Here is a 21,666-nt window from a genome sequence, read left to right as displayed (position 1 = left end):
GATAGGGATGTTATCACAACGTATTCAAAATTTACAAGAGTCCAAAACTTTAGCAGCGACAGATCGCGCAAGAGAATTAAAAGCTGAAGGAAAAGATATTATTACGCTAACTGTGGGAGAACCAGATTTCAATACGCCTGATTTCATTTTGGAATATGCCCAAAAAGCGATGAAAGAAGGAAAAGGCCACCACTATACGGCAACTAGTGGGGCTTTAGAAGTTCGTGAGGGAATTTGTGCTTATCATCAAAGAAAAGATGGGATCGCTTATCAACCCAATGAAGTCTTTATGGGAAATGGCGCAAAGATGATCCTCTATTATCTCTTTCAGACTTTAATCAATCCAGGGGATGAAGTCATCATTCCAAGCCCTTACTGGGTAAGTTATGAAGAACAAGTGCGTTTGGCAGGAGGCGTTCCTGTCTTAGCCCCTACTGACCCAGCCAATTATTTTAAAGTGACGGTGGATGTCTTAGAAGCTTGTCGGACGCCTCAAACGAAATTAATTGTCTTGAATACGCCAAGTAATCCGACAGGGACAGTTCTTAGTTTTGAAGAATTAGAAGCCATTGGAAACTATGCTGTGAGTCATGATATCTTGGTTATTGCGGATGAAATTTATGGACGTTTAGTTTATAACGGGACAGTCTTTCATTCTTTGGCTTCGGTTTCTCCAGAGGTTAAGGCGCACACTGTTGTGGTGAATGGGGTATCTAAGGCCTTTGCTATGACGGGTTGGCGTATTGGATATTGCTTAGCTCCAAGAGAAATTATTCAAGGAATGAATAAGCTAGCGAGCCAAGCCAGTGGAAATCCAGCAGGGATTAGTCAATATGCTGCTTTAGGTGCAATGACTGGCCCAGATGAAGCCATTGAAAAGATGAGAAAGACTTTTGAAGAACGTTTGAATGCGGGGTATCAAGCCCTTATGGATATTCCTGGTTTTGAATTGACTCAAAAACCTCAAGGGGCTTTCTATCTATTCCCTAATTGTAAAAAAGCTGCTGAGCTTACGGGGTATGCATGTGTGGATGATTTGGTTTTAGGCATTTTAGAAGAAGCAGGTGTCGCTTGTGTAGCAGGGAGCGCTTTTGGTATGTCGGATTATATTCGCTTTTCCTATGCCACAGACCAATCTCTATTCTTAAAAGCAATGCAACGCATTAAGACCTTTATTGAGAAAAAAATCGTTGAAAAGGAAGAGAAAATGTGATTAAACAGGAAACTTATACGGTCCTTACCAATCGCTTGCTTGAAGCCTATCATAGTTTAGGGATTACCAATGAAGAAATGATGTTTTTGATTCATATCTTGAGTTTTAAACAAGTGAAAGAGGACTTTCCACCTATTCAGTTCTTACAAAAAAGAATGGGACTTTCCCAGGAAAAAACTTATAATCTCATTCAAAGCCTTCTGGATAAGGAAATGATGACGATTGAAACGGAACAACTTGCTTCCGGTAAGTCTAGCGAGGCTTATAATTTAGAACCTTTATATGGCAAGTTAGATCAGCTGGATATTCAAAAAGAACAAGCTAAAAAAAGACAAGAAGATCTGAAAGAAGAAGGAACAATTTTTTCAATAGTAGAAGAAGAATTTGGACGTTCCTTATCTCCTATTGAATATCAGCAAGTCGCCGCTTGGTTCAGTGAGGATAATTACAGTTTAGATATGGTGAAGAATGCCATCAAAGAAGCCGTTTTAAACGGCAAACTTAATTTGCGCTACATTGACCGGATTTTGATCAATTGGCGCAAACAAAATCGCTCAGGGAATGAAAGAGAGAAAGCTAGTTATCGAAATGCCAAACTTCGGCAAGAAACGATCAATCTCCCCCCTGTTCCTTTGACTAAGATTATTAAACGAGCAGATGATTTTAAAAATTAAAAAAGAGGTTTCCTTGAGGGAAACCTCTTTTGTTTTCTAAAAGGAATCTTATTTCTGAGAGAAGTAAGTCGTACTGTGAATAGGTGAGAGTTTGGCTTTAGGATGAAGATAGTTCGAAATAGCGTTAATAGCAGTGGGAGCCTCTCCAAAGCCTGAAGCGATTAATTGCACCTTCCCAGGATAGCTTACAATATCTCCAATAGCATAGACTCCTGGATGCGAGGTGGCCATCCAATGATTGACAGAAATCCGGTGTTTGTCTAAGGTGATCGGCCAAGTCTTTAATAAATCCGTAGATCCTGTAAATCCGAATGCAGGAAGGACTGAATGAACAGGCAAGGAATAGGAGGCCTCCCCTCTAGCTTCCTTCAAAACAAGGGCAGAAAGTTGGTCGTGCTCGTTTCCTTTGAGGGCAACCACTTGGTAAGGGGTTAGAATCTCAATATTTGAAAAAGATTGCAAGCGAGAAAGACTATGTTCATGTCCTCGGAATTGAGAGCGCCGATGAATGAGAAAAATTTTTTTGCAGTAGGGAGCTAAGCTTAAGCAATAGTCAAATGCAGAATCTCCTCCCCCTAAGACTGCTACTGTTTGATCAGCAAAGTTTTGAGGATTCGTAAGCGTATAGAAAAGTCCCTTATTCTCAAAAGTAGAGGCTTCTTTTAGAGCTAACTTCCTTGCCTGAAAACTTCCAGCGCCTGTAGCAATAAGTATGCTTTTGGAATAGAGCGTTTGGTGGGAAGTTTGAAGAACAAAACTTTCATTTTCTTGATAGAAATTAGCGACGGTCTCATTTAAGAAAAATTGAGTACTGGCCTGGAAAGGAGTCAGTTGATCTTGGAGCTGTTGGATCAGTAGAGAAGCTTTGATTTGAGGAAGACCTCCAATGTCAAATATCTTTTTATGGGGATAGAGAGCTTGAGGCTGACCTCCAATATGGGGAAGGCTATCTACAATTTGGACACTAAGTCCGCGCATTCCGGCGTAGAAAGCGGCAAACAATCCACTAGGCCCTGCACCAATAATGGTAAGATCTGTTGAAGTCGTCATATTAGAACACCCATCCTAAAAAATAAAAGATATATCGTGAAAGTAAAGCTATCAAAACGCCAGTTAATAACCCCCCAAAGACTTCTGAAGGCTTATGACCAAGGTAATCGTCAATAATAAGATCTTTTTTGGCAAGTTGTTGCAATTTTTCTTCTAGCAAGGGATCTTTCTTTTCAAGAGCTTTGGCTTCAAGAAGGTCTAAAATTTCTCTTAAAGCGACCCCTTGCTCGCCGCTTTGGCGCCGAACTCCCATCGCATCGAACATAACGATAAGTCCATAGGCAGCAGCAATCGCCACATATGGAGATGCGAAGCCTTCTTGAAGACTGAGAGCTGTAATTAAGGCAGTGACGGCTGCTGTATGGGAACTTGGCATTCCACCAGTGGTATGAATAATAGAAAGTTTTGTTTCTGTTTTTTTCATGAAAATACGAGAAATCGGATATTTTAAAAATTGGGTAATTAAGATGGCTAAAACGGTAGCCGCTAAGGGATAATTTTTCACATAAAGATATCCTCTCTAATTAATATAATTACATATTATCACGAAAAAAGGGGGGATTAAAGCATTTCCAAATCGCTTCTATACAAAATTAGTGGAAATTGGTACAATAACCCTAAGGAGGTAAATAATGGTATATGTTCAATTAGAAGATTTAAACAATTATCCAGAAGCTACCCTTCATACGAATTACGGAGACATTACAGTGGCTTTGTTTCCAGAAATTGCACCGAAAGCAGTGAAAAACTTTTTAGAGTTGAGTCGATCAGGTTACTATGACGGAGTATTGTTTCATCGCGTAATTCCTAACTTTATGATTCAAGGTGGCGATCCTACAGGAACAGGATGCGGAGGTCAAAGTATTTATGGAGGATCTTTTGAGGATGAATTTTCAACTGAAGCCTTCAATTTCTATGGGGCATTGTCCATGGCCAATGCAGGTCCTAATACGAATGGCTCACAGTTTTTTATTGTGTCTGCGCAATCTGTCCCAGAGGAGATGTTGCAACAAATGAAACAGTTAGGCTGGCCAGAAGAGGCAATCGCTACTTACCAAGAAAAGGGAGGAACCCCTTGGTTAGACCAAAAACATACCGTATTTGGGCAAGTGAAGTCCGGAATGCAAACGGTTGCGTCTGTTGAAAGTGTGGCTCGTGATGCTAGGGATAAGCCTAAAGAACCTGTTATTATTGAAAAAGTGACGATAAAAGAGGCTGAATAGATGGCTGTTAAGAATTACCATATTGGAGATGTGGCCTCTGGTAAGATTACTGGCATTCAAGCGTACGGTTTGTTTGTGAGTTTGGAAGACGGTTCGCAAGGACTCATTCATATATCGGAGATTGATAATGGCTTTGTGGATAATGTCCAAAAGAAATTTACTTTAGGACAGCAAGTAAAAGTGTTAATTATAGATATTGATGAATATACTCAGAAAATGAGTTTTTCCTTACGGGCCTTAAAGATGAACACCCTAATGAATATTCCCGTCCGATCAAAATGGCCAAAAATAAGAAAAGCGTCAAAAATAGGGTTTAAGACAATAAAGGAAAAAATGCCGGAATGGATTGAAACTTCTTTAAAGGATATCCACTCTGGAAAGGTAAAAGATTATAGACAGGAGAAGTAAAATGTCAACATTATCTTTTGATTATTCAAATACAGCAAAATTTATTAAGACACATGAATTAGAATATTTACAACCTTTTGTGACGGCAGCTGATAAAATGCTACGCGAAGGGACAGGACAGGGAGCAGATTTTACAGATTGGGTAAATTTGCCAGAAGACTATGATAAAGAAGAATACGCCCGCATCAAAGCTTGTGCCAAACGTATTCAAGAAGACTCTGAAGTGTTAGTCGTTTTAGGAATTGGGGGTTCTTATTTAGGAGCCAAAGCAGCTATTGAATTTTTAAGTCATCAATTTAGAGATAGTTTCCCATCTTCTGAACGTAAATTCCCACAGATTCTTTTTGCAGGGAATAGTTTAAGTTCTACTTATCTCTCAGAAGTGATTGAAGTTTTAGCTGATCGTGATTTCTCAGTGAATGTTATCTCCAAGTCAGGGACAACAACAGAAACAGCCATTGCTTTCCGTGTTTTCAAAGAACTTTTAGTGAAGAAGTACGGTAAAGAAGGCGCCCGGAAACGGATTTATGCGACAACAGACAAGGCACGTGGAGCTTTACGGGAAGAAGCAACAAAAGAAGGCTATGAAACCTTTATTATTCCTGATGGTGTCGGTGGACGCTGTACTGTATTAACTCCTGTAGGACTCTTACCAATTGCTGTAAGTGGTGCAGATACGGATGCTTTGTTAGCCGGAGCGCATGAAGCAATGGAAGCTTATAAGAATCCAAGCTTAAAAGAAAATATTGCTTATCAATATGCGGTTTTGAGAAACATTTTATACCGTAAAGGTTTTGATACAGAAATTCTTGTTAATTATGAACCAAAGATGCAATATTTTGCAGAATGGTGGAAGCAATTATTTGGTGAATCTGAAGGGAAAGACCAAAAGGGATTATACCCAACGAGTGCTAATTTTTCAACAGATCTCCATTCAATTGGTCAATCTATTCAAGACGGTAAACGTAATTTATTCGAAACTGTTATTAAATTAGATAATCCTGAAAAGAATGTTCAAATTCCAACTTTAGATAATAATTTAGATGGCTTGAAATATCTTGAAGGGAAAGACCTTCATTTTGTGAATACCAAGGCCTTCCAAGGAACCTTATTAGCTCATACAGATGGAAATGTGCCTAACCTTATTGTTCATTTAGAAGATATGAATGCCTATCATTTAGGCCATATGATTTATTTCTTTGAAATTGCAGTGGGAATGAGTGGCTATTTGAATGGCGTTAATCCTTTTGACCAACCTGGCGTAGAAGCTTATAAGAAGAATATGTTTGCTTTACTAGGTAAACCAGGTTATGAAGAATTAGCAGATACTTTAAACGCGCGTTTAAATAAATAAGAGGATGTTTAATTAAAACTACCGATTAAAAATAAAGGCTTTGTGTGTAGTAGCGAATACTGTACACAAGGCTTTTTTTATGTGTGGGGCTGAAGTTTATGCGAAAAGATCTTTTTAGATTTTAGTCTCCAATTAATGAAGAAACTTTATATAATTTATCTTCTCTAAAAAACTTAAAAAAGATAAGAAAATTTGTTGACAAGAAGATCAAATCTTGATATTCTAAATAGGCTGTTTCTGAGAGAGCGGCAAGATACTTATCAGTGTTTAGCTTGTAATGAAAATTACACGTCAAACAAAATAAAAAAAGTCCTTGACAAAGAAACGTCTAACACTGTATAATAGCTCTTGCTGGTTAATCGTTTAAGCAGCCCGAAACTGCTTAAATATGCAGCAAAAAAGTTTTAAAAATATGTTGACATCTAAAATGAGATGTGATAACATAATTAAGTCGCTGTTAAACAGCAACTGAAAGATAGACCTTTGAAAACTGAACAAAGAAGACGAACCAAATGTGTAGGGATAGTTAGAAATAACTAAACCAACAATTCAAGCAATAAGTCTAGACTAGACTCAAACAAGTCAGCAAAAATGAGCTAAGAACAGTTCATGAATTCTTTCATGAGAGTTTGATCCTGGCTCAGGACGAACGCTGGCGGCGTGCCTAATACATGCAAGTCGAGCGAACAGAGAAAGTGCTTGCACTTTCAAAGTTAGCGGCGGACGGGTGAGTAACACGTAAGGAACCTACCGATAAGCGGGGGACAACATCCGGAAACGGGTGCTAATACCGCATAGGAAGTTTGTTCGCATGAACAAACTTAGAAAGATGGCTCTGCTATCACTTATCGATGGCCTTGCGGTGCATTAACTAGTTGGCGAGGTAACGGCTCACCAAGGTGATGATGCATAGCCGACCTGAGAGGGTAATCGGCCACATTGGGACTGAGACACGGCCCAAACTCCTACGGGAGGCAGCAGTAGGGAATCTTCCGCAATGGACGCAAGTCTGACGGAGCAACGCCGCGTGAGTGAAGAAGGTTTTCGGATCGTAAAACTCTGTTGTAAGAGAAGAACAAATTGTAGAGTAACTGCTACAGTCTTGACGGTATCTTACCAGAAAGCCACGGCTAACTACGTGCCAGCAGCCGCGGTAATACGTAGGTGGCAAGCGTTGTCCGGATTTATTGGGCGTAAAGGGGGCGCAGGCTGCTTCTTAAGTCTGATGTGAAAGCCCACGGCTTAACCGTGGAAGTGCATTGGAAACTGGGAAGCTTGAGTACAGAAGAGGAAAGTGGAACTCCATGTGTAGCGGTGGAATGCGTAGATATATGGAAGAACACCAGTGGCGAAAGCGACTTTCTGGTCTGTCACTGACGCTGAGGCCCGAAAGCGTGGGTAGCAAACAGGATTAGATACCCTGGTAGTCCACGCCGTAAACGATGAGCGCTAGGTGTTGGAGGGTTTCCACCCTTCAGTGCCGCAGCTAACGCATTAAGCGCTCCGCCTGGGGAGTACGACCGCAAGGTTGAAACTCAAAGGAATTGACGGGGACCCGCACAAGCGGTGGAGCATGTGGTTTAATTCGAAGCAACGCGAAGAACCTTACCAAGTCTTGACATCCTTTGACCACTCTAGAGATAGAGCTTTCCCTTCGGGGACAAAGTGACAGGTGGTGCATGGTTGTCGTCAGCTCGTGTCGTGAGATGTTGGGTTAAGTCCCGCAACGAGCGCAACCCCTATTGTTAGTTGCCAGCATTGAGTTGGGCACTCTAGCAAGACTGCCGGTGACAAACCGGAGGAAGGCGGGGATGACGTCAAATCATCATGCCCCTTATGACTTGGGCTACACACGTGCTACAATGGATGGTACAACGGGCAGCGAGCTCGCGAGAGTCAGCGAATCCCTTAAAGCCATTCTCAGTTCGGATTGTAGTCTGCAACTCGACTACATGAAGCCGGAATCGCTAGTAATCGCGGATCAGCACGCCGCGGTGAATACGTTCCCGGGTCTTGTACACACCGCCCGTCACACCACGAGAGTTTGTAACACCCGAAGTCGGTGAGGTAACCTTTTGGAGCCAGCCGCCGAAGGTGGGACAAGTGATTGGGGTGAAGTCGTAACAAGGTAGCCGTAGGAGAACCTGCGGCTGGATCACCTCCTTTCTAAGGATATTATGGAATACACATTACGTTTTCTTTGTTTAGTTTTGAGAGGCCTATCAAACACATGTAATGGATCACCGGGCCTGTAGCTCAGTTGGTTAGAGCGCACCCCTGATAAGGGTGAGGTCGATGGTTCGAGTCCATTCAGGCCCATTAGAAGAATAAAAGTTATTCTGTTTGGGGGATTAGCTCAGCTGGGAGAGCGCCTGCTTTGCAAGCAGGAGGTCAGCGGTTCGATCCCGCTATTCTCCATAGCAAGGGAAACCTTGCAACTTGTTCTTTGAAAACTGAATACTATAGTAAATTCCACCTTATTATTTCTACCAGGAGATAATAAGGAAACAAACCAATTTTTACCAAGCGTAAAAACCGAAAAAGAGTTTTAAAAAAACTTTTCGCAATCATACAACTTAACCAGTGGTTAAGTGAATAAGGGCGTACGGTGAATGCCTTGGCACTAGGAGCCGATGAAGGACGGGACGAACACCGATATGCTTCGGGGAGCTGTAAGTAAGCTTTGATCCGGAGATTTCCGAATGGGGGAACCTCATTGTTTTAATCGACAATGGCAAGTAAGTGAATACATAGCTTATGATGCGGTAGACGTGGTGAACTGAAACATCTCAGTAGCCATAGGAAAAGAAAGAAAAATCGATTTCCTAAGTAGCGGCGAGCGAACGGGAAAGAGGCCAAACCAAAGTGCTTGCACTTTGGGGTTGTAGGACTGAAGGAAGGTATGACAAGATCTAGCCGAATGATTTGGGAAAATCAATCGAAGAAGGTGAAAATCCTGTAGGTGAAAGATCGCGGCAGCCTGTCAGTATCCTGAGTACGGCGGTACACGTGAAATTCCGTCGGAATCCACCGGGACCATCCGGTAAGCCTAAATACTACCTAGTGACCGATAGTGAACCAGTACCGTGAGGGAAAGGTGAAAAGCACCCCGGGAGGGGAGTGAAAGAGTACCTGAAACCGTATGCCTACAAGCAGTCAAAGCCCGTTAAAGGGTGATGGCGTACTTTTTGTAGAACGGACCGGCGAGTGACGATAGCAAGCAAGGTTAAGCGGAAGAAGCGGAGCCTTAGCGAAAGCGAGTCTGAATAGGGCGTCAAGTTTGTTGTCGTCGACCCGAAACCAAGTGATCTACCCATGTGCAGGGTGAAGGTGTGGTAAAACACGCTGGAGGCCCGAACCCACGTCTGTTGAAAAAGGCGGGGATGACGTGTGGGTAGCGGTGAAATTCCAATCGAACTTGGAGATAGCTGGTTCTCTCCGAAATAGCTTTAGGGCTAGCCTTGGATGATGACTATTGGAGGTAGAGCACTGTTTGATCGAGGGGTCCATCTAGGATTACTGACATCTGATAAACTCCGAATGCCAAAAAGTTTTAGTCCAGGAGTCAGACGGCGAGTGATAAGATCCGTCGTCGAAAGGGAAAGAGCCCAGACCACCAGCTAAGGTCCCAAAGTATCAGTTAAGTGGAAAAGGATGTGGAGTTGCACAGACAACTAGGATGTTGGCTTAGAAGCAGCCATCATTTAAAGAGTGCGTAATAGCTCACTAGTCGAGTGACCCTGCGCCGAAAATGTACCGGGGCTAAACTGAACACCGAAGCTGTGGATCCGTGAGGATGGTAGGAGAGCGTTCTATAGGCAGAGAAGCTGGATCGTGAGGACCAGTGGAGCGTATAGAAGTGAGAATGCCGGTATGAGTAGCGAAAGACGGGTGAGAATCCCGTCCACCGAATGACTAAGGTTTCCTGGGGAAGGCTCGTCCTCCCAGGGTAAGTCGGGACCTAAGCCGAGACCGAAAGGGATAGGCGATGGACAACAGGTTGAGATTCCTGTACTTGTTTTATTTGTTTGAGCGAAGGAAGGACACAGGAGGCTAAGCTGAGCGCGGAGATGGAAAGACGCGTCCAAGCAGTAAGTGTGATGGTGAGTGAAAGGCTTGCCACAGAGTACACAAGCTGTGACGGGGAGAGAAATCAAGTATCGAAGCAGCCGATGTCACACTGTCAAGAAAAGTTTCTAGTAAGAATAAAGCAACCCGTACCGCAAACCGACACAGGTAGTCGAGTGGAGAACACTAAGGTGAGCGAGCGAACTCTCGTTAAGGAACTCGGCAAAATGACCCCGTAACTTCGGGAGAAGGGGTGCTGACCGCAAGGTCAGCCGCAGTGAATAGGCCCAAGCGACTGTTTATCAAAAACATAGGTCTCTGCCAAATCGGAAGATGACGTATAGAGGCTGACGCCTGCCCGGTGCTGGAAGGTTAAGAGGAAGGGTAAGCTTTCGAGCGAAGCTCTGAATTGAAGCCCCAGTAAACGGCGGCCGTAACTATAACGGTCCTAAGGTAGCGAAATTCCTTGTCAGGTAAGTTCTGACCCGCACGAAAGGCGTAACGATTTGGGCACTGTCTCAACGAGAGGCTCGGTGAAATTGTAGTACCAGTGAAGATGCTGGTTACCCGCGACAGGACGGAAAGACCCCATGGAGCTTTACTGTAGGTTGATATTGAATGTTTGTGTGACATGTACAGGATAGGTAGGAGCCGAAGAGATCGGGACGCTAGTTTCGAAGGAGGCACCCGTGGGATACTACCCTTGTGACATGACCATTCTAACCCGCGACCATAATCTGGTCGGGAGACAGTGTCAGTCGGGCAGTTTGACTGGGGCGGTCGCCTCCTAAAGAGTAACGGAGGCGCCCAAAGGTTCCCTCAGAATGGTTGGAAATCATTCGAAGAGTGTAAAGGCAGAAGGGAGCTTGACTGCGAGACCTACAAGTCGAGCAGGGACGAAAGTCGGGCTTAGTGATCCGGTGGTTCCGCATGGAAGGGCCATCGCTCAACGGATAAAAGCTACCCTGGGGATAACAGGCTTATCTCCCCCAAGAGTTCACATCGACGGGGAGGTTTGGCACCTCGATGTCGGCTCATCGCATCCTGGGGCTGAAGTCGGTCCCAAGGGTTGGGCTGTTCGCCCATTAAAGCGGTACGCGAGCTGGGTTCAGAACGTCGTGAGACAGTTCGGTCCCTATCCGTCGCGGGCGTTGGAAATTTGAGAGGAGCTATCCTTAGTACGAGAGGACCGGGATGGACACACCGCTGGTGTACCAGTTGTTCCACCAGGAGCACAGCTGGGTAGCTATGTGTGGACGGGATAAGCGCTGAAAGCATCTAAGCGTGAAGCCCCCCTCGAGATGAGATTTCCCATCTCAATAAGAGAGTAAGACCCCTGAAAGACGATCAGGTAGATAGGTTCGGAGTGGAAGCCTAGTAATAGGTGAAGCGGACGAATACTAATCGGTCGAGGACTTATCCAAAGGAAAAGTTGTATGACAAAGAGGAAGAGACTATAGATTCAGTTTTGAGCGAATAAGGCTCATATTGTGCGGTGACGATAGCAAGAAGGATACACCTGTTCCCATACCGAACACAGAAGTTAAGCTTCTTAGCGCCGAATGTAGTTGGGGGTTTCCCCCTGTGAGACTAGGACGTTGCCGTGCAAGAATTGGAGAATTAGCTCAGCTGGGAGAGCATCTGCCTTACAAGCAGAGGGTCGGGGGTTCGAGCCCCTCATTCTCCATCATGATTCGTTAGCTCAGTCGGTAGAGCATCTGACTTTTAATCAGAGGGTCGGGAGTTCGAGCCTCCCACGGATCATAAAATATGCGGGTGTGGCGGAACTGGCAGACGCACCAGATTTAGGATCTGGCGCCCAAAAGGCGTGGGGGTTCAAGTCCCTTCACCCGCACTTTATAAGCGAGCCGGCTTAGCTCAGTTGGTAGAGCATCTGATTTGTAATCAGGGGGTCGAGGGTTCAAGTCCTTTAGCCGGCATTATATGCGGAAGTAGTTCAGTGGTAGAACATCACCTTGCCAAGGTGGGGGTCGCGGGTTCGAATCCCGTCTTCCGCTTTACCGAAAGGTAATTTATTTTAATATGCCGGGGTGGCGGAACTGGCAGACGCACGGGACTTAAAATCCCGCGGTGGTTAAACACCGTACCGGTTCGATTCCGGTCCTCGGCATATTAAGCACCCATGGCTCAACTGGATAGAGTACTTGACTACGAATCAAGCGGTTGCAGGTTCGAATCCTGCTGGGTGCATTGTTCGGGAAATAGCTCAGCTTGGTAGAGCACTTGGTTTGGGACCAAGGGGTCGCAGGTTCGAATCCTGTTTTCCCGATATGGGGGATTAGCTCAGCTGGGAGAGCGCCTGCTTTGCAAGCAGGAGGTCAGCGGTTCGATCCCGCTATTCTCCATAGTATACGTTCATTCGTGTACTAGTACCATTGAGTTGGCGGCGTAGCTCAGCTGGCTAGAGCGTCCGGTTCATACCCGGGAGGTCAGGGGTTCGATCCCCTTCGCCGCTATAATTGAAGCTTGGACCTTTAGCTCAGATGGTTAGAGCAGACGGCTCATAACCGTCAGGTCGTAGGTTCGAGTCCTACAAGGTCCATACTTGTAAAATGGAGGATTACCCAAGTCCGGCTGAAGGGAACGGTCTTGAAAACCGTCAGGCGGGTCAAACCGCGCAAGGGTTCGAATCCCTTATCCTCCTTGTTGATATCGCGGAGTAGAGCAGCTGGCAGCTCGTCGGGCTCATAACCCGGAGGTCACAGGTTCGAATCCTGTCTCCGCAATTACTAAACGGTTAATAAAGTTTAGTGAAAAAAAACTGAATAGGTTCGGTGGTGTAGGGGTTAACATGTCTGCCTGTCACGCAGAAGATCGCGGGTTCAAATCCCGTCCGAACCGTCTATGCGGGTGTAGTTTAGTGGTAAAACCACAGCCTTCCAAGCTGTTGTCGCGAGTTCGATTCTCGTCACCCGCTTTATTTTTTGGGCCTGTAGCTCAGCTGGTTAGAGCGCACCCCTGATAAGGGTGAGGTCGATGGTTCAAGTCCATTCAGGCCCATTTTTTGGAGGATTACTCAAGAGGCCGAAGAGGACGGTTTGCTAAATCGTTAGGTCGGGAAACTGGCGCAAGGGTTCGAATCCCTTATCCTCCGCTTTTTTTTGTTTCTACGTTGGCCCGTTGGTCAAGCGGTTAAGACACCGCCCTTTCACGGCGGTAACACGGGTTCAAATCCCGTACGGGTCATTTTATTATTTTATTATTATCGCGGAGCAGAGCAGCTGGCAGCTCGTCGGGCTCATAGCCCGGAGATCACAGGTTCGAATCCTGTCTCCGCAATCGTTAGTGTTCCCTAAACACTGCGATAATACGGTTAAAAGGTTCGGTGGTGTAGGGGTTAACATGTCTGCCTGTCACGCAGAAGATCGCGGGTTCAAATCCCGTCCGAACCGTTTTCGGTCCGATAGCTCAGTTGGTAGAGCACTTGATTGAAGCTCAAGGTGTCGGCAGTTCGATTCTGTCTCGGACCATTTCATAAGTTGGCCCGTTGGTCAAGCGGTTAAGACACCGCCCTTTCACGGCGGTAACACGGGTTCAAATCCCGTACGGGTCATAAAGAAATAAACCTTTCGAGGGCTATTTTTTTCCTATTTTTCAAAATCATCGCATTCGGTGTAGGAGAGGAGATCTTTTATAGATTGTCCTCTCCTTTTTAGTTATTCTGTTTTTCAAAAAAGGAAGAAATATTGAGTGGTCCTGTTCTTCAAAAAAAGAAATATTAGGTTGTGCTTCAAAAAGTTAGATATAAATAAGCAAAAGTTATCAAAATTCCGATACTATTTGAAAGAATTTGGAAGAAACTGATCAAAAATGATTGTTTTTTGAAAAGAGGTTGGTTATAATAACAGTGGTGTGCAAGAGGTTTTAGCTAGAGAAGGGAGTGATAGGATTGCTTACTGAAGAAAGACATCGATTTATTCGACAAGCTTTAGATAAAATGTCTATTATTCAATTGCAAGAGATATCAGAACAATTGAATGTGTCTGAATCTACAATTCGAAGAGATTTTGCAGCGCTTGAGGAAAAAGGTGTATTGATTCGTGTGCATGGAGGTGCTAAGAAGGTAAAACAACAAACGCATGAAGCCAGTTTACCAGAAAAACGTCATGTCCATGTTTTAGAAAAACAATTGATTGGGAAAAAAGCAGGTCAGTTGGTAGAAGAGGGCGATGTCATCTATCTTGATTCAGGAACGACGACTTTTGAGATGATCCCGTGGTTGAATAACAAAAAACTCTTAGTCGTAACGAATGGAATTGAAATAGCAAGTGCGCTCTACCAAGCCAATATAAAAACTTTGTTTATTGGTGGATTCATCAAACAGAGTACAGGAACTGCAATTGGTGCTTCTTCATATGAACAGATGTTAAGTTTACACTTTGATAAAGCCTTTTTGGGAATTAATGGGATTGATCTCAAAGCAGGTTTTACAACGCCGGATATAGAAGAAGGCAAACTCAAGAAAGCTGCTATTCAACAAAGTAAGCAGGCTTACTTCCTAGCTGACTCCTCAAAATTTGATACCGCTAATTTTTATCAAGTGGCTGAATTAAAAGAAGTTCCTTTGATGACCGATAAGTCGAATAAAAAATATGAAAAAATCATGCAAATAATGGAGGTTAGTGTATGATCTATACGATTACATTTAATCCGGCTATTGACTTAGTGATTCAAGTAGAAGATTTCCATTTAGGAAACTTAAACCGCTCGAAAGCAGATCACTATGTGGTAGGTGGAAAAGGAATTAATGCATCTCTGGTGTTTAACCGCCTAGGCTTAGAGAATATTGCTACAGGATTTGTAGGAGGGTTCTCTGGCCAATATATTATTGACAAGATGAATGAGGAAGGCATCGCCAATCACTTTATCGCCTTAGACCAAATAACCCGTATAAATGTCAAATTAAAAGGAGAACAAGAGACAGAAATCAATGCCAAAGGGCCAGCAGTCTCTGAAGCGAAGTTTAAAGACTTGATGACCTATTTAGAAGGGACCCTTCAAGAAAAGGATGTCGTCTTCCTAGCAGGAAACGCTGCACCTGGTTTAGATGCCCAGTCTTATATCGCTATTGCTAAACTTTGCCAAAAGAAGACATGTTATTTCGTCTTAGATTCCAATAAAGATTTACTCAAAGCGTGCTTACCTTATGGTCCATTTATTATCAAACCCAACCGAGAAGAACTGAGCGAATTATTTGAAGTGGAGATCCAAAGTCAAGAAGACTTACTTCACTATGCCAAAGAATTGCAAAAATTAGGGGCCAAGAACGTCCTCGTTTCAATGGGAGGAGAAGGCAGTATCTTACTAACACAGACGGGCCAAGTTTACTCAGCCAATGTTCCAGAAGGCAAAGTCCTCAATTCTGTGGGCGCAGGGGATTCGATGTTGGCAGGTTTCATCAGTCAATACACGCGCACGCATGATTTTTCAGAAGCTTTACAAATGGGAGCAGCCTGTGGAAGTGCCACAGCTTTTTCAGTAGGCATCGCAGAAAAAGAATTGATCGATCACTTAAAAACCGCTATTAAAGTAAAGAAAATTTAAAGGAGCACGAGAATGAAATTATCTGAATTATTTAATTTAGAAGCGATGGACTTAGCCATAACTGCTAGTTCACGCGATGAAGCGTTAGAACACTTAGCTCAGCGCTTTGAAAATGCAGGAGGAGTATCCAAGGCCTCTACTTATGTGGAACGGTTGTTAGCCCGTGAAGCCCAATCCAGTACAGGGGTAGGCGATGAGATTGCTATTCCTCACGCACAAGATGCTTCCATCCAACAGGCTGCTATTATTTTTGGGAAAAGTATAAGAGGGATTGATTGGCAATCGTTCGATGGACAACCCGCCAAATTAATTTTTATGATTGCAGCTCCAGAGGGCGCAGATGGAGAACACTTGAAGGCTCTTGCACAGTTATCCAAGGTCTTACTTCAAGAAGGGGTAAAGCAAGCCTTATTAGAGGCTTCAACGCCTGAAGAAGTTTTAGCCATTATCTCTTCTTATGATGAAGAAGAAAAAGAAGAAGCTCCTGCTCAAGAAGAAGCGACTCACCCTAACCATTCAGAGACCTATTTGGTCGCTGTGACCGCTTGCCCAACAGGAATAGCCCACACTTATATGGCAGAAGAAAGACTCAAACAAGCAGCCCATGCCGTTCATGTAGCCATTAAAGTAGAAACCAATGGGCAATCAGGCATTGAAAATCGCTTAACCAAGGAAGACATTGAACGCGCAACGGCTGTCATTGTTGCAGCGGATAAACAAGTCGCTATGGCACGTTTCGATGGCAAACCTTTACTCAGTGTCCCTGTTGCTGATGGGGTCAATAAGGCAGATCAATTGGTAAAACAAGCCCTTCACGAAGAACTTCCTCTCTATCATGCCGCTTCTGTGGCTCAAGGTGAAGAAGAAAAAGCTGGATCAGAAAGCTTGGGGCGTCAAGTATACAAGCACTTAATGGACGGAGTCTCCCATATGTTACCGTTCGTTGTAGCTGGGGGAATTCTTATTGCGCTCTCCTTCTTCTGGGGATTGACTTCTGCCAATCCCGCTGCTCCAGATTATCATCCAATCGCTCAAGCGCTTAATACAATCGGGGGTCTGTCTTTTGCCATGATGCTTCCTGCATTAGCCGGATTTATCGGGCATTCCATGGCGGACCGCATCGGGTTAGTGATTGGTTTTATGGGTGGGGTATTCGCAGATCCTACCAAATTTTCAGCTTTTTCAGGCAAAGGAATCTTCGAACATTCCGTTTCTTCAGGCTTCTTAGGTGCCTTAGTGGCAGGGTTCTTAGCAGGAGGAATTGTCTACTTCTTAAATAAAGCTTTTGCTTGGATGCCAAAATCCTTGAACGGAATCAAGTCTATCTTCCTCTTCCCGGTTTTGGGCGTCTTGATAATGGGGATCTTAATGCTCTTCGTCGTGAATGGCCCAATGGGAGCGATCATGAATGGCTTAGTCGGCTTGATCAACAGTATTCCAAGCACTATGACGATCTTCCTCGGCTTTGTGGTAGCGGCCATGATGAGTATCGACATGGGGGGGCCTATTAACAAGGCGGCTTACGTCACAGCTACCGCCCTTGTAACAGCAGCCAATGGGGCAGGCTCTAATGTCATGGCTGCTGTCATGGTCGGTGGGATGGTTCCCCCTCTAGCAATTGCCATAGCGGCTAGCTTACAAGGCAGTCTCTGGTCCGAAGAAGAAAAGAGTTCTGCCTATGTGAACTACGTGATGGGGGCAGCCTTTGTAACAGAAGGCGCTATTCCTTTCGCCGCCAAAGACCCTCTTCATGTGATCCCCTCCCTTGCTGTGGGATCTGGTCTAGCAGGTGCCTTGAGTATGTTCTTTGGTTGCGTATCTTATGTTCCACACGGTGGTCTCTTCGCAGTGATTGCGAATGGAGTTTCCAACCCTGTCATGTATATTGCTTCTTGGGTTATTGGGGGCTTAGTCGGAGCGATCCTCTTGAATATTATGCGTAAACGTACCCAAGACTAAAGAAAAACAAAAAAATCCCTCTCAAGTAGACACTCAAAAAGTAAATCTACTTGAGGGGGATTTTTTTGATACTACTGATCCCAGTTTTTGGATTAGACAAAAATGTTGAAACAGAAGGGAATCTTATTTACTCAGGAAAAATAAGTGATTCTCAAAATCCCCACTCTTCTATTGAAGGCACAGGCAATTCAAGGATGGAAGACAACCAAATGTTCTGTAAAAGATAAGAAAATGTCTGTACTGGCTCTTCAAAAAGCAAAAAGCCAGTCTCCAAACAAGCGGCCCTAAGGAAGGCAGAGAGGGCGAGAGCTTAAAATTTATTTTTTTTTTTTTTTTTTTTTTAACAATTCTGATAGCGATAACATGCCTTAAGAATGGGCGTTCTTGCGCTAACTTATAAAAAATAAAAGCAAAAAGAAAAGAGGAAATCACATGAAACCATCTAACGAGAGCCAGCCGCGTTATGGGATTCGGAAGTTCACGGTCGGCGTCGCTAGCGTAGTGATCGGGTCAGTCTTGTTCTTGACTCCCACAGTTCAAGCAACCGAGAGCCTAAGCCATGCTCCCGCCGTTCCTGTCCAAGTCAAGGACCGGTCGGCTGGCATGGAGAAGGAGAAGCCGATTCAGAAGAAAGAAGACAAGGTCATTCCCCAAGGCGTGCAAGCCGCTGATACCCAGCAGCCTCAAAAAGACCTTGCCAAGAAGAAAACAACAAGAGAAGCGGACGATAAGCATTCGGTGGCAGTAGACCTTCTTCGTGCCTTGATTGATGAAGGCGAGAAAAAGCTACGGACGCTCGCTAAGGACCACCTTTCTTATCAAGCGCTAGAAGAAGCTCTCAATAGAGCTAAAAGAGTCATCGGTGCTCATCCAGAAGACCTTGCGCAAGTTGAGAAGGAGACGCAAGACTTGCGGGCACTTCTTAACCAAGTGAAGAAGTCTTCCACCCCGCCATGGGTCAAGTGCGGACTATCGGGCAGGATCGGGACCCGGTAGGCAAAAGTGTAGATGGATTGATATTTAAAACGCACGAGGATATTTATAACGATCGGGAATATGTTGGAGAGTTTTCATTGGATAAAAAAATAGGACTGCACGACAATGGAATTTTTTATCCTATGACAATTGGCGGCAACAGGATTAGCAAGACTTTCTTTTTATTCCAAAACATTTTTTATATGGGGATGCCAGGCACTATTGATAGGGAATAAGGAACTTATTTTTAATGAAAGTAATAGTAAGTTTGGAACTGGGCTTAGATTTAGCGATACTATTACTTACAACGTAGCAGGAATTACAGGAGAGGGAGCGACGGAGGCTAGTGTTTTTGAAGGAGATTTCGATTTTTTATTGACGGATGATTGCATTGGTAAGTTTCGATTAGTGTTTCAAATAAAATTTAAAAATGGAAAGACCTATCGAATGCCATACATCCCTCGTGTTCAAATTAAGCCTAAAGCACCAATAATTATTCAAAAAAGTATCGAAGAGAAGACAGGTAAAATTGCTCCTATTCTAGTGCAAGCTTCTAAGACTAATCAAACTTATGTGACCCTATACATGAATGGAAAATCTTATCACCAAAAAGCGGATTCAATTACAGGAATTGCTACCATTGTGCCTGATCAGCCCATTACAGGAGAATGATGGTCAAAGAAAAATCACTTGGAAATGCAGCAAAAGAGGCAGTAAAGGTATATCTTAAACACGTAGATGATCAAACGACCAAATATTTATTTTCTGATGGCCAACAAGAATCTGAAAGTCTTGATTCTGAATTTAGCAACTATTTCTACGCCACCAACCCCAATCCGGTGAAAGAAGTGGCCAGAAAAGCGATTGGATCTTTAGCGTATCTCAACAACAAGCAGAAAGAGGCAGGGATAGAGGAGATTAATAACCATCCGAATACGCAAGCAGCAGCTATCCAAGAGAAGTACACCGCCCTCAACACCAAGATGGGCGAATTAGACACGGCGGTTCAAAAGAAGAGTACAGTTACAGCACATATAAAATACCAGGAGGCCACTGCCGACAAGAAGCAAGCTTATGACGCCGCCCTGGAGGCTGCTAAGAAGAGAAACACTCACAAGTCGGGATGGAGTACAGGAGATGCCTTAGCGGGCTTAGGGAAGATGGGACACGCCATCACGCTCGGTGACCTCACGCCAAAACCACAGATCCCTCATCCTTCGACGGATATCGAGAAAGAACCGGACAAGGAGATTCCTTCAAGTGTACCGCATAAAGAGGGAGGCAAAGAGGATTCGAATAATACGATGGAAGTTGTATCACCTGCTCAAGAGTCTCAAGCAGGGAAGCCGAAGTCCCTTCCGAAGACAGGAGCAGAAGCGGAGATGATTTCCTTGGGTGTATGCCTATTAGTAGAAGGCCTGAGTGTAATCTTCAATCCCTTCAAACGGAATAAGAAGTAATTGTGACTAGAAGTTTTTAAGCCAATAGCGCTACTGAGGATGGACAGTTTCTTTCGAGATGCTGTCCGCATCGGTGGCGCTTTTTTTGTGAGCTTTTTTATGAAGAGATAAAAAAGTGGCAAAAGACTTAACATTTAGCAAAAAAGATGCTATAATATTTGTATTGTCTTTAGCGCCTATAGTGTAATGGATATCACGCAAGATTCCGGTTCTTGCGATGGGGGTTCGATTCCCTCTAGGCGCGTTTATGATGAGATCCTTTTGGAGAATTTTTGAGAAACGTATAAGCGGTGTGATTACCGCTTTTTTGTTTGCATAAATTGAGGAATAGGGAGGAAGTGTTTAAAGATTAAGGGAAAGTCTTTAAATTTTTTCAAAAAATAGGAAATTAGGTGCACAAACTATTAACTTCAGGGCTTTTTCTTGGTATGATGATGACGTAAACACGCTACCATTTTTTTGTTCTAAGGAGGAAAATAATGAAATTTAATGGCCAAGCGATGAAAGTTATAACTCTTGTTGGGGCTTTGACTTTGGGTCTTGCTGGATGTGGATCAAGCGAAAGCAAACCGAAAGAAGAAGCCAAAAAGGATGATTCTGAATTAGTTGTCTACTCCAATTCCTTGAATGATGGAAGAGACACTTGGTTGAAAGAACAGGCAGAGAAGAAAGGCTTTAAATTGAAATTTGTGGCTGCTCCTGGTGGGGAAGTTTATAATCGGTTATTAGCTGAAAAGAACGCTCCTCAAGCGGATGTGACCTATGGGATGGATGAGGGCTACTTTAACAAGTTGAAAGCTCAAGATTTATTAGAAAAATATGAGCCTGCTTGGAGTAAGGATGTCCCTAAAGATTATCAAAAGGGAGAAGGTTACTTCTCACCATTAGTAGAACAAAGAATCTACTTGATGTATAATCCTAAATTCGTGAAGGCGGAAGATGCACCGAAGAGTTGGGATGAACTTATCAATAACGAGAAATATGCTAAGAAATATCGTTTATCTAAAGCAATCAGCGGAGGGACCGACCAAAAAGCAGCGATGAGTATTCTCTTCAACTATCGTGACGATAAGAGCGAAAACGGAATCTCTGAAGCAGGTTGGAAGCAACTTCACAAATTCTATGAACATGGCTATATGCCTTCTAAGGGAGAAGACTATGTTCAATTATTTGCAGAAGGTAAGGTTCCAATTATGTATTTCTTCTCTTCTGCTGTTCCTAAATCCGAGAAGAAATTCAACTTTAAATCTGAACCAATTAATCCAGAACAAGGAGTTTTCTCAGTTTCTGAACAAATTGGACTTGTTAAGAAGGGCAAAGATCACGACTATAAGAAAGCCAAAGCCTTCATTGATTGGTTCGGAAGTGCGGAAGTTCAGAAAGAATGGGCGAAGAAATTCGGAACCTGGCCAGTTCTTCCAAAGGCACAAGAAGGGGCAGATGATCGTCTTCGTGAGATCATGTCAAAGACCACGCCAATGAAAGTGGATTGGAAATTTGTTAATGACCATATTGATAGCTGGGTAGAAAAAATTGAATTAGAAATCTTATCTTAGTAGCGTTTAAAACGAACGAAAGAGGAAGGAAGCGTTTCTTCCTCTTTTTTTTTAGAAAAATTTTTTGTGAGATCAAATATTGGCGAAAGTTTTGTTATAATTAATTAGGAATTTATGAAGCATATTCCAAAAATGAGTAAAAGCGTCTGGTGAAGACTTAT

Annotated in this window: 14 protein-coding genes, 25 tRNA genes and 3 rRNA genes; 40 read left to right on the top strand and 2 right to left on the bottom strand. The window is 43.6% G+C overall.

The window, feature by feature from the left end; genetic code table 11:
* Positions 1 to 7 precede the first annotated feature (7 nt).
* Together AWM71_RS01275 and AWM71_RS01270 are read left to right on the top strand one after the other, a co-directional pair.
* Positions 8 to 1,213: a pyridoxal phosphate-dependent aminotransferase gene (locus AWM71_RS01275; protein ID WP_060776290.1), complete on the top strand. Its 1,206-nt coding sequence runs from the start codon at positions 8 to 10 to the stop codon at positions 1,211 to 1,213.
* On the top strand, positions 1,210 to 1,887 hold the full coding sequence (locus tag AWM71_RS01270) for a DnaD domain-containing protein (protein WP_060776289.1): 678 nt from the start codon (positions 1,210 to 1,212) through the stop codon (positions 1,885 to 1,887). Before AWM71_RS01275 ends, AWM71_RS01270 begins: the two co-directional genes overlap by 4 nt.
* A gap of 48 nt (positions 1,888 to 1,935) precedes the next feature.
* On the opposite strand, the gene AWM71_RS01265 is transcribed toward AWM71_RS01270, so the two are convergent.
* Complete coding sequence (locus tag AWM71_RS01265) at positions 1,936 to 2,937, bottom strand: NAD(P)/FAD-dependent oxidoreductase (RefSeq protein WP_060776288.1); 1,002 nt, start codon at positions 2,935 to 2,937, stop codon at positions 1,936 to 1,938.
* 1 nt (position 2,938) lies between these two features.
* The gene (locus tag AWM71_RS01260; protein ID WP_060776287.1) at positions 2,939 to 3,442 is read right to left on the bottom strand and encodes a divergent PAP2 family protein; all 504 of its coding nucleotides are present in this window, start codon (positions 3,440 to 3,442) and stop codon (positions 2,939 to 2,941) included.
* Positions 3,443 to 3,569: 127 nt separating this feature from the next.
* On the opposite strand from AWM71_RS01260, the gene AWM71_RS01255 reads away from it, so the two are divergent.
* The 38 genes from AWM71_RS01255 (at position 3,570) to AWM71_RS01070 (ending at position 21,505) form a co-directional block, all read left to right on the top strand.
* Positions 3,570 to 4,160, top strand: coding sequence for a peptidylprolyl isomerase (locus AWM71_RS01255; protein WP_060776286.1), 591 nt, complete (start codon positions 3,570 to 3,572; stop codon positions 4,158 to 4,160).
* The gene (locus AWM71_RS01250) at positions 4,161 to 4,568 is read left to right on the top strand and encodes a CvfD/Ygs/GSP13 family RNA-binding post-transcriptional regulator (protein WP_060776285.1); all 408 of its coding nucleotides are present in this window, start codon (positions 4,161 to 4,163) and stop codon (positions 4,566 to 4,568) included. It abuts the gene before it with no gap.
* Between the two features lies 1 nt (position 4,569).
* A complete protein-coding gene (locus tag AWM71_RS01245) occupies positions 4,570 to 5,922 on the top strand; it encodes a glucose-6-phosphate isomerase (RefSeq protein WP_060776284.1) in 1,353 nt (450 codons plus the stop codon).
* Positions 5,923 to 6,539: 617 nt separating this feature from the next.
* Positions 6,540 to 8,088 (top strand): 16S ribosomal RNA (locus AWM71_RS01240).
* Positions 8,089 to 8,167: 79 nt separating this feature from the next.
* Positions 8,168 to 8,241, top strand: a tRNA-Ile gene (locus tag AWM71_RS01235).
* Positions 8,242 to 8,267: 26 nt separating this feature from the next.
* A tRNA-Ala gene (locus tag AWM71_RS01230) sits at positions 8,268 to 8,340 on the top strand.
* A 167-nt stretch (positions 8,341 to 8,507) separates the two neighbouring features.
* A 23S ribosomal RNA gene (locus tag AWM71_RS01225) occupies positions 8,508 to 11,414 on the top strand.
* Positions 11,415 to 11,481: 67 nt separating this feature from the next.
* Positions 11,482 to 11,597, top strand: a 5S ribosomal RNA gene (rrf, locus tag AWM71_RS01220).
* The 16S, 23S and 5S rRNA genes sit together here with 24 tRNA genes alongside, the layout of an rRNA operon.
* Before the next feature lie 7 nt (positions 11,598 to 11,604).
* Positions 11,605 to 11,677, top strand: a tRNA-Val gene (locus AWM71_RS01215).
* A gap of 4 nt (positions 11,678 to 11,681) precedes the next feature.
* Positions 11,682 to 11,754 (top strand) — tRNA-Lys (locus AWM71_RS01210).
* A gap of 8 nt (positions 11,755 to 11,762) precedes the next feature.
* A tRNA-Leu gene (locus AWM71_RS01205) sits at positions 11,763 to 11,845 on the top strand.
* A gap of 12 nt (positions 11,846 to 11,857) precedes the next feature.
* Positions 11,858 to 11,930, top strand: a tRNA-Thr gene (locus AWM71_RS01200).
* A gap of 6 nt (positions 11,931 to 11,936) precedes the next feature.
* Positions 11,937 to 12,008: transfer RNA gene (locus tag AWM71_RS01195), tRNA-Gly, on the top strand.
* Between the two features lie 27 nt (positions 12,009 to 12,035).
* A tRNA-Leu gene (locus tag AWM71_RS01190) sits at positions 12,036 to 12,121 on the top strand.
* 6 nt (positions 12,122 to 12,127) lie between these two features.
* A tRNA-Arg gene (locus AWM71_RS01185) sits at positions 12,128 to 12,201 on the top strand.
* Between the two features lie 5 nt (positions 12,202 to 12,206).
* Positions 12,207 to 12,280 (top strand) — tRNA-Pro (locus AWM71_RS01180).
* A 3-nt stretch (positions 12,281 to 12,283) separates the two neighbouring features.
* Positions 12,284 to 12,356, top strand: a tRNA-Ala gene (locus tag AWM71_RS01175).
* A gap of 37 nt (positions 12,357 to 12,393) precedes the next feature.
* Positions 12,394 to 12,467 (top strand) — tRNA-Met (locus AWM71_RS01170).
* A 12-nt stretch (positions 12,468 to 12,479) separates the two neighbouring features.
* Positions 12,480 to 12,553 (top strand) — tRNA-Ile (locus tag AWM71_RS01165).
* A gap of 12 nt (positions 12,554 to 12,565) precedes the next feature.
* Positions 12,566 to 12,655 (top strand) — tRNA-Ser (locus AWM71_RS01160).
* Positions 12,656 to 12,664: 9 nt separating this feature from the next.
* Positions 12,665 to 12,737 (top strand) — tRNA-Met (locus AWM71_RS01155).
* A gap of 42 nt (positions 12,738 to 12,779) precedes the next feature.
* A tRNA-Asp gene (locus tag AWM71_RS01150) sits at positions 12,780 to 12,852 on the top strand.
* A gap of 5 nt (positions 12,853 to 12,857) precedes the next feature.
* A tRNA-Gly gene (locus AWM71_RS01145) sits at positions 12,858 to 12,928 on the top strand.
* A gap of 9 nt (positions 12,929 to 12,937) precedes the next feature.
* Positions 12,938 to 13,011, top strand: a tRNA-Ile gene (locus AWM71_RS01140).
* Between the two features lie 6 nt (positions 13,012 to 13,017).
* A tRNA-Ser gene (locus AWM71_RS01135) sits at positions 13,018 to 13,105 on the top strand.
* Positions 13,106 to 13,125: 20 nt separating this feature from the next.
* Positions 13,126 to 13,197, top strand: a tRNA-Glu gene (locus tag AWM71_RS01130).
* A gap of 20 nt (positions 13,198 to 13,217) precedes the next feature.
* A tRNA-Met gene (locus tag AWM71_RS01125) sits at positions 13,218 to 13,290 on the top strand.
* A 40-nt stretch (positions 13,291 to 13,330) separates the two neighbouring features.
* Positions 13,331 to 13,403: transfer RNA gene (locus AWM71_RS01120), tRNA-Asp, on the top strand.
* Positions 13,404 to 13,408: 5 nt separating this feature from the next.
* Positions 13,409 to 13,481: transfer RNA gene (locus AWM71_RS01115), tRNA-Phe, on the top strand.
* Between the two features lie 11 nt (positions 13,482 to 13,492).
* A tRNA-Glu gene (locus AWM71_RS01110) sits at positions 13,493 to 13,564 on the top strand.
* Positions 13,565 to 13,900: 336 nt separating this feature from the next.
* Entirely contained in the window at positions 13,901 to 14,641 is a 741-nt protein-coding gene (locus AWM71_RS01105; RefSeq protein WP_060776283.1) for a DeoR/GlpR family DNA-binding transcription regulator, read from the top strand.
* Positions 14,638 to 15,555, top strand: coding sequence for a 1-phosphofructokinase (gene pfkB / locus AWM71_RS01100; RefSeq protein WP_060776282.1), 918 nt, complete (start codon positions 14,638 to 14,640; stop codon positions 15,553 to 15,555). Before AWM71_RS01105 ends, pfkB begins: the two co-directional genes overlap by 4 nt.
* Positions 15,556 to 15,567: 12 nt before the next feature.
* Complete coding sequence (locus AWM71_RS01095) at positions 15,568 to 17,514, top strand: PTS fructose transporter subunit IIABC (RefSeq protein WP_060776281.1); 1,947 nt, start codon at positions 15,568 to 15,570, stop codon at positions 17,512 to 17,514.
* A gap of 432 nt (positions 17,515 to 17,946) precedes the next feature.
* Positions 17,947 to 18,510 carry a YSIRK-type signal peptide-containing protein gene (locus AWM71_RS01090; protein ID WP_060776280.1) on the top strand — a complete coding sequence of 188 codons (564 nt, stop codon included), beginning with the start codon at positions 17,947 to 17,949 and terminating at the stop codon, positions 18,508 to 18,510.
* A 201-nt stretch (positions 18,511 to 18,711) separates the two neighbouring features.
* Positions 18,712 to 19,161 (top strand): hypothetical protein, encoded by a 450-nt coding sequence (locus AWM71_RS01085; protein WP_060776279.1) that lies wholly within the window; start codon positions 18,712 to 18,714, stop codon positions 19,159 to 19,161.
* Complete coding sequence (locus tag AWM71_RS01080; RefSeq protein ID WP_144428609.1) at positions 19,158 to 19,949, top strand: GA module-containing protein; 792 nt, start codon at positions 19,158 to 19,160, stop codon at positions 19,947 to 19,949. Before AWM71_RS01085 ends, AWM71_RS01080 begins: the two co-directional genes overlap by 4 nt.
* 172 nt (positions 19,950 to 20,121) lie before the next feature.
* Positions 20,122 to 20,193 (top strand) — tRNA-Arg (locus AWM71_RS01075).
* 235 nt (positions 20,194 to 20,428) lie between these two features.
* Positions 20,429 to 21,505: an extracellular solute-binding protein gene (locus tag AWM71_RS01070; RefSeq protein WP_060776277.1), complete on the top strand. Its 1,077-nt coding sequence runs from the start codon at positions 20,429 to 20,431 to the stop codon at positions 21,503 to 21,505.
* Positions 21,506 to 21,666: the final 161 nt, after the last annotated feature.

The sequence above is a fragment of the Aerococcus christensenii genome (assembly GCF_001543105.1).
Classification (GTDB): Bacteria; Bacillota; Bacilli; order Lactobacillales; family Aerococcaceae; genus Aerococcus; species Aerococcus christensenii.
Note: the sequence above shows the minus strand (reverse complement) of the source record. Positions and strands in the feature narration are given on the sequence as shown.

What these genes read in the sequence shown, in the direction of transcription:
- AWM71_RS01095 (WP_060776281.1), top strand. Translation starts at nt 15,568, where the DNA reads ATGAAATTATCTGAATTATTTAATTTAGAAGCGATGGACTTAGCCATA.
- AWM71_RS01255 (WP_060776286.1), top strand. Translation starts at nt 3,570, where the DNA reads ATGGTATATGTTCAATTAGAAGATTTAAACAATTATCCAGAAGCTACC.
- AWM71_RS01245 (WP_060776284.1), top strand. Translation starts at nt 4,570, where the DNA reads ATGTCAACATTATCTTTTGATTATTCAAATACAGCAAAATTTATTAAG.
- AWM71_RS01070 (WP_060776277.1), top strand. Translation starts at nt 20,429, where the DNA reads ATGAAATTTAATGGCCAAGCGATGAAAGTTATAACTCTTGTTGGGGCT.
- AWM71_RS01250 (WP_060776285.1), top strand. Translation starts at nt 4,161, where the DNA reads ATGGCTGTTAAGAATTACCATATTGGAGATGTGGCCTCTGGTAAGATT.
- AWM71_RS01090 (WP_060776280.1), top strand. Translation starts at nt 17,947, where the DNA reads ATGAAACCATCTAACGAGAGCCAGCCGCGTTATGGGATTCGGAAGTTC.
- pfkB (WP_060776282.1), top strand. Translation starts at nt 14,638, where the DNA reads ATGATCTATACGATTACATTTAATCCGGCTATTGACTTAGTGATTCAA.
- AWM71_RS01275 (WP_060776290.1), top strand. Translation starts at nt 8, where the DNA reads ATGTTATCACAACGTATTCAAAATTTACAAGAGTCCAAAACTTTAGCA.
- AWM71_RS01080 (WP_144428609.1), top strand. Translation starts at nt 19,158, where the DNA reads ATGATGGTCAAAGAAAAATCACTTGGAAATGCAGCAAAAGAGGCAGTA.
- AWM71_RS01265 (WP_060776288.1), bottom strand. Translation starts at nt 2,937, where the DNA reads ATGACGACTTCAACAGATCTTACCATTATTGGTGCAGGGCCTAGTGGA.